The following is a 14,519-nucleotide window of genomic DNA, read 5'->3' on the forward strand; positions in this document are numbered from 1 at the left end:
CCAATAGCATGCCTGATTATACCGACTATACGTTTGACGACTTTGTGCTGGATGCCCGGTTTCGGGAGTGGGCATTGACCGATTCGCCCACTGAACGGGAATTCTGGAACGACTGGCTACAGGCGAATCCCGATAAACTCGATCTGGTGCTGGCGGCCCGGCAGTTTGTGATTCAAATGCACCAGTCGCACGATGATTTGACGGATGAGGAACTGGATACCGAATTAAATCGATTGCAAACGGCCCGACAGCAGTCGCCCGATCTGGACGAACAAACAGGTCGGCAATGGTTTGGTGGCTGGCTGCAGGTAGCCGCTGCTTTGCTTGTTATTGGCCTGGGTAGCTGGTTTTTTATTAGCCGACAAACGGCTAAAACACCGTTGGCCGTTTTTCAGCAAAGGGCTGAGCAACAGACTGAATCGTTAAGGGAAGTTACCAATGAGACGGGAGCCAGTCGGCTGGTCAGATTGCCGGATGGAAGCCGGGTAACACTGCGCAACGGGAGCCGGATCAGTTTCCCCATCGCTTTTACGGCCCGTCAACGGGAGGTCTTTCTGGTTGGAGAAGCTTTTTTTGATGTTGTTCGGCGCCCTAAACAGCCTTTTCTGGTTTATACGAATCAGCTAACGACTAAAGTCCTGGGGACTAGCTTCACCGTACGGGCTTACGAAGGCGACAAAGAGGCTAAAGTAATTGTTCGGACGGGTAAGGTGTCCGTATTCAAGACATCAGCCGCCGGAAAGCCGGGGGAGTCCGATAAAGTACAACCCGCTTTTATTCTGACGCCCAATCAGCAGGTAACCTTTAATCAGGAGGAGAAACAACTGACGCGTTCTTTAGTAACTGCACCAGAGCCCATTGTGGCTTCGACAGCGCAGCTACAAACCGTTGTTTTTGATCATACGCCCGTAGTAAAGGTGTTCAAAAATCTCGAAGCTGCCTACGGTATCCTGATTAACTACGATGCTGATTTGCTGGTCGGTTGCGAATTGACTGCCGAGTTCGGGCAAGAGTCGCTTTTCGAGAAACTAGACCTGATTTGCCGGGCCACGGAATCAAGATATGAAGTGATCGATGCGCAGATTGTTGTCTATAGCAAAGGTTGTCGTCAGGTTAACGTACAGCGATAAATACCCAATAAACCAGCCTAACACCAGTATGAACGAACACGACCCGTTAGTCGAACAAAAGCAGGTATAGCCCTATCTCAGTCGCTGGCAGGTGATGCCAAAGCGGACCTACTGACTTAATTCTCATCATCCAGATTCCGGCATTTTTTAAGATCCAGTTGAAAACTGGGTAAGGGGATTTTTTGCGCCAAACTTTTAATGAGTATCTTTTCTTAATTCTATGATAACCACTACAAAACCACGGGTGATTTTCGGAAAAATCATGCGAACGGCGTTTTATCAGGTCTTCATCCTGGCTTGGTGTTCCAGCCTGGTGCTGGCCTTCGACGGAAAGGGGCAGGAAGTGCTAAACCGCCCCATTTCAGTCACGATCGAAAATCAGCAGGTCGAGCAAGCCATCAAAAAAATTGGTAAGCTGGCTTCAGTGCGCTTTATATATAGTCCACAACTTATCCGGTCCGACCGAAAAGTGAACCTGTCGGTACAGAGCCAGCCCCTTGCCGATGTGTTGAACACGCTACTGACACCGCTTCATGTGACCTATGAAGTTGTCGGTTCACAGATCATCCTGCGAAACGCAGACAATAATGGCCAACGGACTCTTCCAGTGCCAACGAAAGAAGTTCAGATTGCACCGACCGATCAAACCGTAATCGGCACCGTTTCTGACGAAAAAGATGCTCCCTTACCGGGCGTAACCATCGCGGTAAAAGGCACCACGCGAGGCACAACAACCGACGCCAACGGAAAATATTCACTCACCGTACCCGAAAAAGCAATCCTGGTCTTCTCGTTTGTGGGTTATGAGCGTCAGGAAGTAGTGCTGGGCAATCAAACAGCGCTGAATATTCAGCTAAAGGCAGAATCACGGGGCCTGGACGAAGTCGTCGTGGTTGGTTATGGTACACAGAAACGGGCAACCCTCACGGGTTCCGTAGCTACTATCGACGCTAAAGTGTTTCAGGATAGAGGGGTTGTCGACAACCCATTGTCAGCACTACAGGGTCAGATTCCGGGTGTTGTCGTTACCCGCACCTCATCGGCTCCCGGCCGGGCAAACTGGAACTTTCAGGTTCGGGGCGCTTCATCGAGCAACGGTGCCGAACCGCTGATCATTGTCGATGGTGTACCCCTAGTGAATCAGAGTGCGTTGAACTCCATCAATCCAAACGATATTGAAAACATATCGGTACTGAAAGATGCTTCGGCTGCCATTTACGGTGCCCGAGCGGCTGGTGGCGTCGTATTGGTTACGACTAAACGGGCAAAATCGGGCAAGGTACAGATCCAGTACGATGGGTCTGTTTCTCAGAAAACACTTGGCCTGCAACCGCACCTGATTAATGTGAATCAATTCGGGCAGGGGCTGCTCGATGCCACGACGAACGATTTTTATGGTGTTCCACCGACCTCGTTCCTCTGGTACCGACTCGGACAGCTGGAGGTCAATCCGCCCGCTTCGGGTTTTATCGACTTCACGACCAATAATGGGCAACCGATCAGTCCAGCTTCGCATCCGCTGAATCCGGGCTTTGGCGATGTGAAGGACTTAACGTTTTTCAACACCAACTGGGTGGATGTATTATGGGGGAAAGCCACGTCTACGCAACATAATCTGAGCGTATCGGGGCGGGGCGAAAAATCAGGCTATCGGGTATCGTTGGGTTATTTGCGCGATGGAAGCTTGCTGCAATGGGGCCAGAACTCGAATAGCCGCTACAACATTCGCCTGACTCACGATTACCAGTTTACGAGCCGGTTGAAATTAGAATCGAATATCTCACTGGAGAAAAATGACATTGTTCAGCCCACCCAGTTGGGCAATGTGTTAGGGCAATATCAACAGCCCGGTTTCCCAATTTCGACGGTGGATGGCAAACCCTATGCCTGGGGAACGCAATACAGCCCGAACTGGCAGGCCGAATTGGGTGGTGAGAATAAGGAATATAACACACGGGTATTCACTAATTTCAAGTTGACCTACGAGTTAGGGAAGAACCTGCGCTTAGTGGGAACGGCGGGCTATAACTGGACATCGACCGATATCAAAGAGCAAGCGAAATCGATACCCTGGTATAATTACCTCGGAACGATTCAGGCAGCGAGTAACCCCACGCAGCCAAACACCTATTATTCGCGTCGATTGATTAAAGATGCCTATACTAACCTGAATGCGTATCTGGAATATTTTAAAACCTTTAACAGTACACACGATGTAGGGGTTACGGTGGGTACGAACTACGAACGCGACGAGGCCAATGCCTATACGGCCAGAACCAATTACGTTGCCAATGATAATGTGCCTTCGCTGAATCTGGGTATTGGCGATAACACGACCAAGAGTGTAACCGAGAGCCAGAATCACTACGCGATCGGGTCTTATTTTGGCCGCTTTAATTACGCATTCAAGCAAAAATATCTGGTTGAGGTCAACGCCCGTTACGACGGCTCTTCAAAGTTTAGTGCGGCCAACCGCTGGAAGGCATTTTATGGTATATCGGGCGGGTGGCGTATCTCGCAGGAAGACTTTATGAATGGCTTGACCTGGCTGGATGAACTGAAGCTGCGTGGGTCCTATGGCACTGTTGGTAACCAGAACGGGATTGGCCTGTACGATTATATCCAACTCCTGAATGTGAGCGCTACCGCCGGGCCAAATAATAGCGGATTCCCCATTATTGGTACGGCTCCGGTCGTCTATGTAGCTCCAACCGCCAGCCTGGTGAGCCTGAACCGTACCTGGGAAAAGATAGAGACCACCAACTTCGGCGTCGATTATTCAGTTCTGCAACGGCGTTTGTCGGGTAGCTTCGATTACTTCGTGAAGCATAACCGCAACATGCTGCTGGGGCAAACCTATCCAGCCGTAATTGGTGCAACAGCTCCAGCCGCTAACATTGGTCACCTGAAAGCCTGGGGATGGGAAACGTCGATTCAGTGGCGGGATAAAATCGGTAATGTAAACTACCGTATTGGTGGTTCTTTGACCGATAACCAGAACAAATTGATTAGCTATGGTGGTGCCAATGTGCTCAACCCAGGTTTAAATGGTCCCGTTGAAGGCTACCCACTCAATTCATACTTTGGCCTGGAGTATGCAGGCCGTATTCAAACGGCAGAGCAACTGGCTGCGTACCGGCCCCTGGCCACCGGCAATAACATCAGTATGCCCGTAACAACGGCTACACTACCGGGCGTTCGGTTAGGCGATAACATGTTCAGAGATCTGAATGGCGATGGGAAACTGACAACACCGGGTGATTTGAAATACCTGGGTCGCGACGATCCACGCTACAGCTTCGCGTTGAATCTGGGTGCCGACTGGAACGGGTTCGATTTCTCGGCGGTGTTTCAGGGTGTTGGTCAGCGAACAATTTTCCGGGAAGGAAACTGGCGCGTACCATTCGGTTCCATCTTCCAGGGACAAACTGATTTCTGGGTAGGCAAAACCTGGACGCCAACCAACACGGATGCCTATTATCCGAATCTGTCTGCTGGCCAGAACGGTACAACCTACAATACCTACAACTACCAGACTTCGGATTGGTCAGTACAAAATGGGGCGTATGTACGGTTGAAGAATCTGGTCGTCGGCTACACGCTTCCGCAATCCCTGACCCAAAAGGTGAAAATTGACCGGTTTCGCATCTACTACTCGGGTAGCGACCTGTGGGAAATCAGCAAGATCAAGGATGGCTGGGACCCCGAAGCACCCCGAGCTGCGGGTCGTATTGCTGATCCTAACCGGGTTACGGCCGTTGATCGGTATCCCTTCTATCGTTTACATACAGTCGGCGTAAACGTCACCTTTTAATCCAGAGGACTATATAGTTTTAGCACTGCTTATAGGCCTTAACCATAGAAAAGACATGAAACCGTTTCGATTCTCATATACGCTATTGCTGGCGGGGGCGCTATCCCTCACGCAAACCAGTTGTAATAAAGCACTTGAACTGGACCCGTTGGACCAGCTCTCGGATGCAGCTTACTGGACATCACCGAATGATTTTCTGCTGGCTGCCAATGCCTTCTATCCGTACATGCGCACCTTTGCGGATGTCGTTTACGATACTCCGCCCAATACCTCGAACCAGAATTACCATACGGATTACAAAGCAGATATACTGGCCTCACAGAATATTTTCAGCCGGGGATTGAATACCGTGCCAACGACTGATAGCCCGTATAGCAACGGTTATACGCGCATCCGGAACATTAACTACCTGTTGAGTAAGGTGCCAACCTACCCAACACCCGCTGAGATCAGCAAATACGTTGCCGAAGCGAAGTTCTTTCGGGCGTATATCTATTTCGATCTGCTGCAGGTTTACGGGGGTGTTCCGATCATCAGTAAATTACTGGCCCCAGATTCGCCTGAGTTGCAGGCACCCCGGAATACCCGTGATGAAGTCGTTGATTTTATCATCAAAGATCTCAATGATGCCATTGCCGATCTGCCGGTTAAAACAGCTCAGACGGCTGCTGAACTGGGTCGAATCAATAAGGAAGTTGCCCAGTCATTTCTGGGAAGGGTTGCTCTCTACGAAGGAACCTGGCAGAAATTTCGCTCGGGTGCACGGGCCAATACCCTGCTGGACATGGCCATTAGTGCGAGTGGTGCCGTGATTACGGGCGGTCAATACCAGCTATTTGCCCCCGCAGCCCTGGGTGATTCGGCTCAGAAATACATGTTCATTCTGGAAAATCAGAAGTCGAATCCGGCCAGCATCCAGAAATCGGCCAATAATGAGTACATTCTGGCCAACCGCTACGACCAAACGGTACGGATGATCAACAACAACGTGAGCCGGTCAACGCCTATCAATCTGACCCGAAATTTTGTCAATCTGTACCTGAGTAAAGATGGTTTGCCGATCGAAAAGTCACCGCTGTTTAAAGGGTACGCAACGATGACGTCCGAGTTCGAGAATCGCGATAACCGGATGCGGTACAACATGAAAATTGCAGGCGGTTATTACTGGTCGCCAAATGCCAACTGGCGCATCGACTGGACGGGTGGCCCGGCCGACAGAGCCAATGCCGATGGATCGCCCTTTAAACCATATGCCAACGGTACATCGGGATACTACAGCCAGAAGTGGGTAGCGGAGCGTCAGGTTCCTGATAATCAGGAAGCCTATGATTATCCGGTAATTCGGTATGCCGAAGTGTTACTGAACTACGCTGAGGCCGTGTTTGAACGGAATGGAACCATTAGCGATGCCGATCTGGACAAGTCTTTAAATCTGGTACGGAATCGGGTTAACAAGGCAATGCCAAAACTGAGCACCCAGTTTGTCACGACCAATGGGCTGGACATGCGGACGGAAATCCGGCGGGAACGGACCATTGAACTGTATCAGGAAGGCTTCCGGCTCGATGATCTGAAGCGTTGGCACAATGCCGTTGAGGTTCTCACCAAACCATTGGTTGGTGTTAAATGGACGGGTACTGAATTTCAGACACTTTGGCCTTCACAGGCCGCTACGGCGAAAGATGCGGAAGGAAACCTGATCGTGGATGGTAGCCGCTCTTTCAGTGAGAAAAATTATCTGCTCCCGATCCCTTCCCAGCAGATCCAGTTGAACCCCAAGCTCGAACAAAATACGGGCTGGTAATTCGCTCCCACTAATTTTATCGATTCCTGTATGCGAGGTGATCCGGAAATATGATTTCCGGATCACCGCCCGCTACACCTTTGCTTTTTTCCAGCCCACATCGGATCACCTTCCCTTTCATTCTTTCTATTCCTAAGTCGTTAAACTTTACGTTACATGAAAAAAAACATACTCAACCTACCCTATTCATGGGGTATGGGTTTGGGGCACTCACGCCCTAAAAGCACTAAAATCACTTCATTTGTAAAAGCACTACCGCTCCTTCTGCTGTTTTTCTGGACATCAGCCGCATCAGTTCTGGCCCAGCCATTTGTGCATCCGGGCTTACTTCATAAACAGGCCGATCTGGATCGGATGAAAGCCAAAATTGCAGCCAATGCGCAGCCCTGGAAATCGAGCTGGGACATTCTGGCGGCTAACTCGCACTCGTCGCTCGGTCGGGCCTTTACCAATCCGGTACCTACCATCATTTACCGTGGTTTTGATGGCACGAACGCCGAGAATTACGCGTCGCTGTTTCGGGATGCTGCGTCGGCGTATGCAACGGCTTTACGCTGGCAAATCACAGGTGACAACGCCTATGCCGAGAAATCAATTGCGATCATGAACGCCTGGTCGGCTGCCTTAACAACCATCAGCGGTACATCGGATAAATTCCTGCTGGCGGGTATACAGGGGTATCAACTGGCGAATGCGGCTGAGATCATGCGGACCTACAGCGGCTGGGCTCCCGCCGATTTCGCCCGGTATCAGAACTGGATGCTGACCGTTTTTTACTCGATGAACCACGACTTTCTGGTCAATCACAATGGGGCCTGCATCAGCAATTACTGGGCAAACTGGGATTTGTGTAACATGGCCTCCATGCTCAGTATCGGTGTACTTTGCGATAGGAGGGACATCTACAACGAAGCGGTTGATTATTTTAAAAATGGAGCCGGTATGGGCTCCATCAAAAACGTAGTTCCGGCTATCTATGGTGATCTGGGCCAGTGGCAGGAGAGTGGTCGCGATCAGGGGCATACCGTACTTGGTGTGGCACTGGCCGGTTCTTTCTGCGAAATGGCCTGGAATCAGGGCGAGGACTTATACGGGTATGACGATAACCGACTCCTGAAAGGATTTGAATACATTGCAAAATACAACTTAGGGTACGAAGTTCCGTATACAACCTACAGCAACTGTATTGGCGTTGTGCAGCCGATTGTATCGGAAGATGGACGGGGGAATATCCGTCCGGTTTGGGAGCTGGTGTATAATCACTACGTTAACCGGAAAGGATTATCGGCACCTTACACCGCCCGCTTTGCGCAGATCGTCCGACCCGAAGGTGGAGGGGGTAATTTTGGTCCCAATAGCGGAGGTTACGACCAGCTGGGGTATGGAACCCTGGCGTTTTCGCTCGATGAACCGACCAAACCCAATAACCAGACCATTACGTTCCCCGCTATTGCAAACAAAGAATTCGGAGCTCCGGATTTCAGTCCCGGTGCAACGGCCAGCTCCGGATTGCCCGTCGTGTATTCCAGTTCGAATCCGGGAATCGCTTCAGTCAATGCCGATGGAACGATCCATGTCTCGAAGCCCGGAACAACAACCATCATTGCGCAACAGATGGGTGATAGTCAGTATAATCTGGCCACGATTATGTATCAAACGCTGACCGTAAATCCAATTCCGGGCGTTACGGACGGAACCTGGACCAACACAACAGGTATCACAACCAGCACCATCTCATCAACCAGTGGCAGTGCCGATTTGACCTGGTCAGGGCAGACCTTCGTTGTGGGTGATCTGGTACGGTTGACGGGTACCGTTCCGGGTGGTTTCATCGCGAATACAGCCTATAACGTAGTGGCGGTTACGGGTAATAAAATCCAGTTGGCGCAACGTCCGGGCGGATCAGCTGTTGTTGCGACTTCGACCATAGCCAATGGAACCGGGCTGCGTTTTCTGAAATGGTCGACGGCGACCAACTGGAGCAATTCGATCATTCCGGGGGGCGTTCAATCCAATGCGACATTCGGGGCTACCAGTTTTTCCAACATCGGGGGCGTCACGCTGGACGGGAACATAACCGTCGGCACCTTGACTTACGCTGCGAATGGAACCTCGGAACTGCATCTGGCCAGTGGACAGAATGGCGGTACATTAACGTTTCAGGCGCTTTCGGGTATGCCGACAATCAACATGATCAACAGCGGTAGCCGGAAGCTCTTTCTGGGTAATGCCATCAACAATTCGAGAATACCGATGAAAATTGCCGGAACGCAGGGTCTGAAAATCCTCACACCCATCTATGGCAGTAGTGGCTCGTATGCAGGCTTACGGATTCAGGCGGCTATGGACTGGAGTGGTTTGCAGGGAGGAATTAACCTGGCGCAGGGTACAATCGAATTACACAACACCACGAATAGCACAACCGATGCGGATAATGTCCTGCTACCGCCACAGCGCTTGACAATGGGTACCGACGCTACGGCTGTTCTGGTATTCAACGGCGCTAATTTATACACCAGCAAGCAAACCATCGGCGCACTCGATGGTACGGATGCGGCCTATATTATCGCCCGTAATGCCCTGACCAACGGCACATCCACTTTAGTTGTCGGTGCTGATAATCAGGACGGTACATTTGAAGGGACAATCGGGTCGGGCCCAACCGCCGATGCTGCCGATAAAGGGCGGGTGAACCTTGAAAAAACGGGCACGGGTACGCAAACCATCACTGGAGCCATAAAAAATGGAACGACGACAGTTGCGGGCACGCCTTTCTACTCGGCAGTAACGGTCAGCAATGGAAAGCTGATTCTGAACGGCTCGAACGAATACCAGGGTGCGACAACGGTAACGAGTGGGTCGCTGGTGATCAATGGTTCGTTAGTAAGTCCAATCCGGGTCAACGGAGGAACGCTGGCAGGAACAGGGACTAGTACCGCTTCTGTCAGCGTAGGAACCGGTTCAGGGAGCGGAGCAAGTATTGCACCCGGAAATTCAGTGGGTACGTTTACAACCACAGGAGCCCTTCTGGTAAACGCCGATGCTACATACAACCTTGAGTTCAATAGCAATCAGGCAGCCTTCGATAAGCTTGTTGCGAACGGTGTAACGATCAACAATGCTGCGTTGGTAATCACCGATTTAGGCAACGGAGCTACGCTTCCGGCAGGCACAAGTTACGTTATTGTTGACAACACCGGCGGATCACCCATAACGGGCACGTTCAATGGTTTGGCCGAAGGGAGTACCATCAATGCAGGAACGGCTAAATTCCAGATTACGTATCAGGGTGGTACAGGCAATGATATTTCGCTGACGGTAAGTCAACCTACGGGAGGGCCTTTAGCCTTATTGACACCGACATACAATTGCCAGACAGGGGCCTTTACATTCAGAACGAGCGGTGGCAATGGCTCACCCATCGAATACTACGCGGCACCCGGCATTACGGGCTGGACGACCAACCCGAATCAGTTCGTTGATGAGGGCTTGCGTACGGCCGCCGATGCACCCGTTATCACGCTGCGCGCTCGCCAAAGTGGATCGGAAGAAGTGACTCTGGACTGGAATATCCGTGCCGTTTGTCCGCTTGGGCCGAACCTGCCAGCCAATCAGGCGCCGAGTCTGATTAGCGCGCTCACCAACCAATCTGCACTCGTAAATCAACCTTTTAGTTACAGCTTACCGGTCAATACCTTTGGTGATCCAGATGGCGATGTGTTGAGTTTGTCGGCAACCGGTTTACCAACAGGACTAAGCTTGTCGAATGGAATCATTTCTGGTATACCCTCTTCTACGGGTGTAGCCACGATCATCGTTACGGCTACCGATCCGGGGGGGCTGCATGTGTCGAGTAGTTTCCAACTTACCGTCAGCGATGCTGCCAGTGGGCCACTGACTTTGCTGGCACCTGATTATAGTTGTCAGACCGGGGCTTTTACGTTCAGAACGAGCGGTGGCGATGGCTCACTGATCGAGTATTATGCGGTGCCCGGTATTACGGGCTGGACAACGAATCCGAACCAGTTTGTCGATCAGGAAATGCGCACGGCCGCCGATGCACCCGTATTGACGCTAAGAGCCCGTCAGAATGGCCGGGAAGTGACCCTGGACTGGAATATCCGGGCTGTTTGTCCGGTTGGTAGCCGAATTGGCACAACGGAGATCCAAACCCCATTGGTCGTGACTGTTTTGGGCAATCCGATCGCTACTGAGCGGGCGGAGGTTGAGATTCATGGAGCTTCGGGACAATCCGTAAACATACTATTGACTGATCTGGCTGGTAGTCAGTTGCTGGAACAACACATTGACCAGGCCACCGCCATACAGCGTCAGGTCATACCGCTAAACCGAAAAGCTGGTGTTTATTTACTGCGGGTCAGTACGGCCGCAAAAAGAGCAGTGGTAAAGTTAATTAAGCCATAACGGTTATTGTGTTCTGTCGATGACTAGTTGCTGAGAGCAGAGCAGTACTATACTTTCGGGTGTAGCTTGCTCTGCTCTTGTGGGATAGGCAGGAAGGTAAAAGTCGAGTAGAGTGGAGTCGGTTTCTAAAAACCGACTCCACGAATCGTCCTGGTAAGGGTCAGGTTGAAGAACCTGACACCACCCCAATAAGCTGAATCGTGAGTTTTAGGAAGTTAATCGCATGCGAATAGATAAAACGTGTTTATGGTTTTTGTGGGCCTGTTTCGGTTCTGTAATTCCTGCCCAGGCTCAAGTGTGGCAATGGTCAGCCCCGGTAAATTCAGTTGTTTCCACAGAAACCAACGATCATCCACAGGCCTTTTTGTGGATTCCTGAAAACTGTAAGTACGTTCGGGGCGTAGTGGTCGGTCAGCATAATATGCTGGAGGAGGGCATTTTCGAACATCCTGATTTTCGTAAAAAACTAGCCAAATTAGGTTTTGCCGAGGTTTGGGTAACGCCCGGTTTTAATTTCGTTTTTGATTTTACGAATGGAGCCAGCGCGCAATTTCAGAACATGATGGATCAACTAGCTATTGTTTCCGGGTATACTGAACTGAAATTTTCCCCCGTTGTGCCCATTGGTCATTCCGCTTTGGCCAGCTATCCGTGGAATTTTGCGGCCTGGAACCCCGGTCGTACGCTTGCAGCAATATCCATACATGGCGATGCTCCACTCACCAAACTTACTGGCAGTGGTCGCCCTAATCCCGATTGGGAAGTGCCCAGCCCAGCGATCCGGCCGCACGGTAACCGAACCATCGAGGGTGTGCCGGGGCTGATGGTGATGGGCGAATATGAGTGGTGGGAAGATCGGCTCAGCCCGGCTTTTGCCTATGTGGCCAAACATCCGCAAACGCCATTTAGCTTACTGGCCGATGCGGGTAGGGGACATTTCGACTACTCCGATGAACTGGTAAACTTTCTGGCACTGTATATCGGGAAAGCCGCTGCATACCGATTGCCTGATAAAAGAAACGTAAAAGATAGTGTGGTCTTAACACCCATTAATCCCGAACACGGCTGGCTCATGGACAGGTGGCGAAAAGATAGTTTACCGATGGCCAGCCCTGCGCCCTATTTGGCCTACAAAGGCAATAAACAGGTTGCATCCTGGTGCTTCGATAAAGAGATGGCTGAGGCCACCGAAGCAATCTACCGACAGGCGAGGGGGAAAAAACCACAGCATCTGGGGTTTCAGCAAAACGGCCACTTTTTAGAGCCTATGAAAAGTCATGGCAATTATCAGCTACAATTTTTGCCCGAAGCAGATGGCATTACTTTCCATCTGACAAGTGTGTTTACGGATAGTACACGAGTGCGCCCTACTGCTAACCATGCCCGTACAAGGATTTCGATAGATCGGATTTGTGGCCCCGTGAAGAAGCTGAACGACAGTACCTTTCAGCTCAGCTTTTATCGGATGGGGTTCAATAATCCCAAACGATCCAATGACATCTGGCTCCTGGCTTCCAACAAGGGCGATAAAACCAACAAGAGTATCGTACAGCAGGCCGACATCCGATTCCCGCTGGTCAATAAGGAAGGGAAAGCGCAGATAATCCGCTTTTCTCAGCTACAGGATCAAAAGACAGGTGTAAAATCATTGACACTGAATGCCGTTTCAGATGCCCTTATGCCCGTCTCGTATTATGTGAAGGAAGGGCCAGCTATAATTGAGGGAAATCGTCTGGTCTTTACCAAAATCCCTCCCCGTAGCAAAATGCCCCTGAAAGTAACGGTTGTCGCCTGGCAATATGGAACAAGCATAGGAGTTAAGGTTCAATCGGCTACTCCGGTCGAGCAGCATTTTTATATTACCAGATAAGAAAACGATGCTAGCAAAACCATTTTTTAACGTAAATTTGCCCCCCTTTTATCTAGCGATACGTCGTGCAGGCTATAGTGTTTCTTCCCACTACAGGATCTGTGCACGATGAAAATTTAGACAGACCGGAATGGCAACGATTTCCTGCGGAATAGATTTTGGCACATCGAATACGAGTGTAGCCATCGATAATAACGGTGAAATTAGCCTGGTGCCGGTTGAACAAGGGTCTGTAACCATTCCCAGTGCCATTTTCTTCCAGAGTATCGATAACAAGCCCTTCTTCGGCAGAACGGCCGTCAATCTGTTCTTCGATCGGAAGTCCGGTCGTTTTATGCGAAGTTTAAAGCGGGTTTTGGGTACTTCCCTCATGAAACATGGAACCATCGTTAATGGTACTTCCATGAATTTTGCCACCATCATCACCGCTTTTTTAAGGCATGTTAAAGCGAAAGCGGATGCTGCTGCCGGTCAGGAAATCGAACATGTGGTTATGGGACGCCCTGTTCATTTTGTCGACAATGACCCGATGGCCGATGCGCAGGCTCAGGCCGAACTAAAGGCAATTGCGCAGCGAATCGGCTTTAAATACATCGATTTTCAGTTCGAACCGATTGCTGCGGCCTTTGCGCACGAAGCTAAGTTAAACGGTGAAAAACTGGCGATTGTCGCTGATCTGGGTGGAGGTACATCTGATTTTACGGTGATCAGACTGTCGAATAAAGCCATTCACAAAACGGATCGATCATCCGATATTCTGGCCAATACGGGTATTCGGGTTGGGGGTAATGATTTTGATAAAGATTTAAGCCTGGCGGCTATCATGCCCGAACTGGGGTACCGCAGCCGATACGGTGATAAATACCTGGAAGTTCCATTAAAACCCTATCATGACCTGGCTGAGTGGAGTAAAGTTAATTTTCTGTATACGCCCAAAGTCATCATGCAAACCCGGCAATTTCTGCATCAGTCGCATGATAAAAAGCGGTATAGTCGGCTCCTGAAGGTACTTGAAGATGAAACCGGTCATACACTTCTTGCCGCTGCCGAGGGGGCAAAAATTGCGCTGTCGTCGCAGAGTGAGCACCGGGCCGCGTTTGATTTTATCGAGGACGATTTTTTGATAACGATCAAACGCGCTCTCTTTGAAGCAGCTATTCAGGATGAAGTAGAGAAAATCGCGGCCTCAGCCACCCAGTGCCTCCGGGAGGCCGGTGTCAGAAATGAAGACATTGATCTGGTCATACTTACTGGCGGCTCTACAGAAGTTCACTCCATACAGGCCGAATTCAAGCGACTCTTTCCAAAGGCAGCAATTGCTGATGAAAACAAGCTCTCCAGCGTTGGTCTTGGTCTGGCTTATGATAGTCAGCATAAATTTGGTAAAAGCACAAAGCACACATTGATTGCCCCGTAGAGAAAAACGTCCCTGATTCATCAGGAAAATGGTAGCTTAGCGGCAGAAAATGCCAGGAA

The 14,519-nt window shown here is 50.4% G+C and carries 6 protein-coding genes; all 6 read left to right on the forward strand.

The genetic code is table 11. From position 1 onward, the window contains the following. Positions 1 to 8 precede the first annotated feature (8 nt). A complete protein-coding gene (locus GJR95_RS00140; RefSeq protein WP_162383958.1) occupies positions 9 to 1,130 on the forward strand; it encodes a FecR family protein in 1,122 nt (373 codons plus the stop codon). A gap of 220 nt (positions 1,131 to 1,350) precedes the next feature. Beyond that, positions 1,351 to 4,944 (forward strand): TonB-dependent receptor, encoded by a 3,594-nt coding sequence (locus GJR95_RS00145; protein WP_162383959.1) that lies wholly within the window; start codon positions 1,351 to 1,353, stop codon positions 4,942 to 4,944. Positions 4,945 to 4,999: 55 nt separating this feature from the next. Then, positions 5,000 to 6,748 carry a RagB/SusD family nutrient uptake outer membrane protein gene (locus GJR95_RS00150; RefSeq protein WP_162383960.1) on the forward strand — a complete coding sequence of 583 codons (1,749 nt, stop codon included), beginning with the start codon at positions 5,000 to 5,002 and terminating at the stop codon, positions 6,746 to 6,748. Positions 6,749 to 6,904: 156 nt separating this feature from the next. Beyond that, positions 6,905 to 11,173, forward strand: a complete 4,269-nt coding sequence (locus GJR95_RS00155; RefSeq protein WP_162383961.1) for an alginate lyase family protein — start codon at positions 6,905 to 6,907, stop codon at positions 11,171 to 11,173. Positions 11,174 to 11,396: 223 nt separating this feature from the next. After that, positions 11,397 to 13,043, forward strand: a complete 1,647-nt coding sequence (locus GJR95_RS00160; protein ID WP_174260173.1) for a hypothetical protein — start codon at positions 11,397 to 11,399, stop codon at positions 13,041 to 13,043. 130 nt (positions 13,044 to 13,173) lie between these two features. After that, positions 13,174 to 14,460, forward strand: a complete 1,287-nt coding sequence (locus GJR95_RS00165) for an Hsp70 family protein (protein WP_162383962.1) — start codon at positions 13,174 to 13,176, stop codon at positions 14,458 to 14,460. The last annotated feature ends 59 nt before the right edge of the window (positions 14,461 to 14,519 follow it).

The sequence above is a fragment of the Spirosoma endbachense genome (assembly GCF_010233585.1).
Lineage (GTDB): Bacteria > Bacteroidota > Bacteroidia > Cytophagales > Spirosomataceae > Spirosoma > Spirosoma endbachense.

Excerpts from the sequence above, each read along its gene's own strand:
- GJR95_RS00140 (WP_162383958.1), top strand. The coding sequence starts at position 9 with ATGCCTGATTATACCGACTATACGTTTGACGACTTTGTGCTGGATGCC.
- GJR95_RS00145 (WP_162383959.1), top strand. The coding sequence starts at position 1,351 with ATGATAACCACTACAAAACCACGGGTGATTTTCGGAAAAATCATGCGA.
- GJR95_RS00150 (WP_162383960.1), top strand. The coding sequence starts at position 5,000 with ATGAAACCGTTTCGATTCTCATATACGCTATTGCTGGCGGGGGCGCTA.
- GJR95_RS00155 (WP_162383961.1), top strand. The coding sequence starts at position 6,905 with ATGAAAAAAAACATACTCAACCTACCCTATTCATGGGGTATGGGTTTG.
- GJR95_RS00160 (WP_174260173.1), top strand. The coding sequence starts at position 11,397 with ATGCGAATAGATAAAACGTGTTTATGGTTTTTGTGGGCCTGTTTCGGT.
- GJR95_RS00165 (WP_162383962.1), top strand. The coding sequence starts at position 13,174 with ATGGCAACGATTTCCTGCGGAATAGATTTTGGCACATCGAATACGAGT.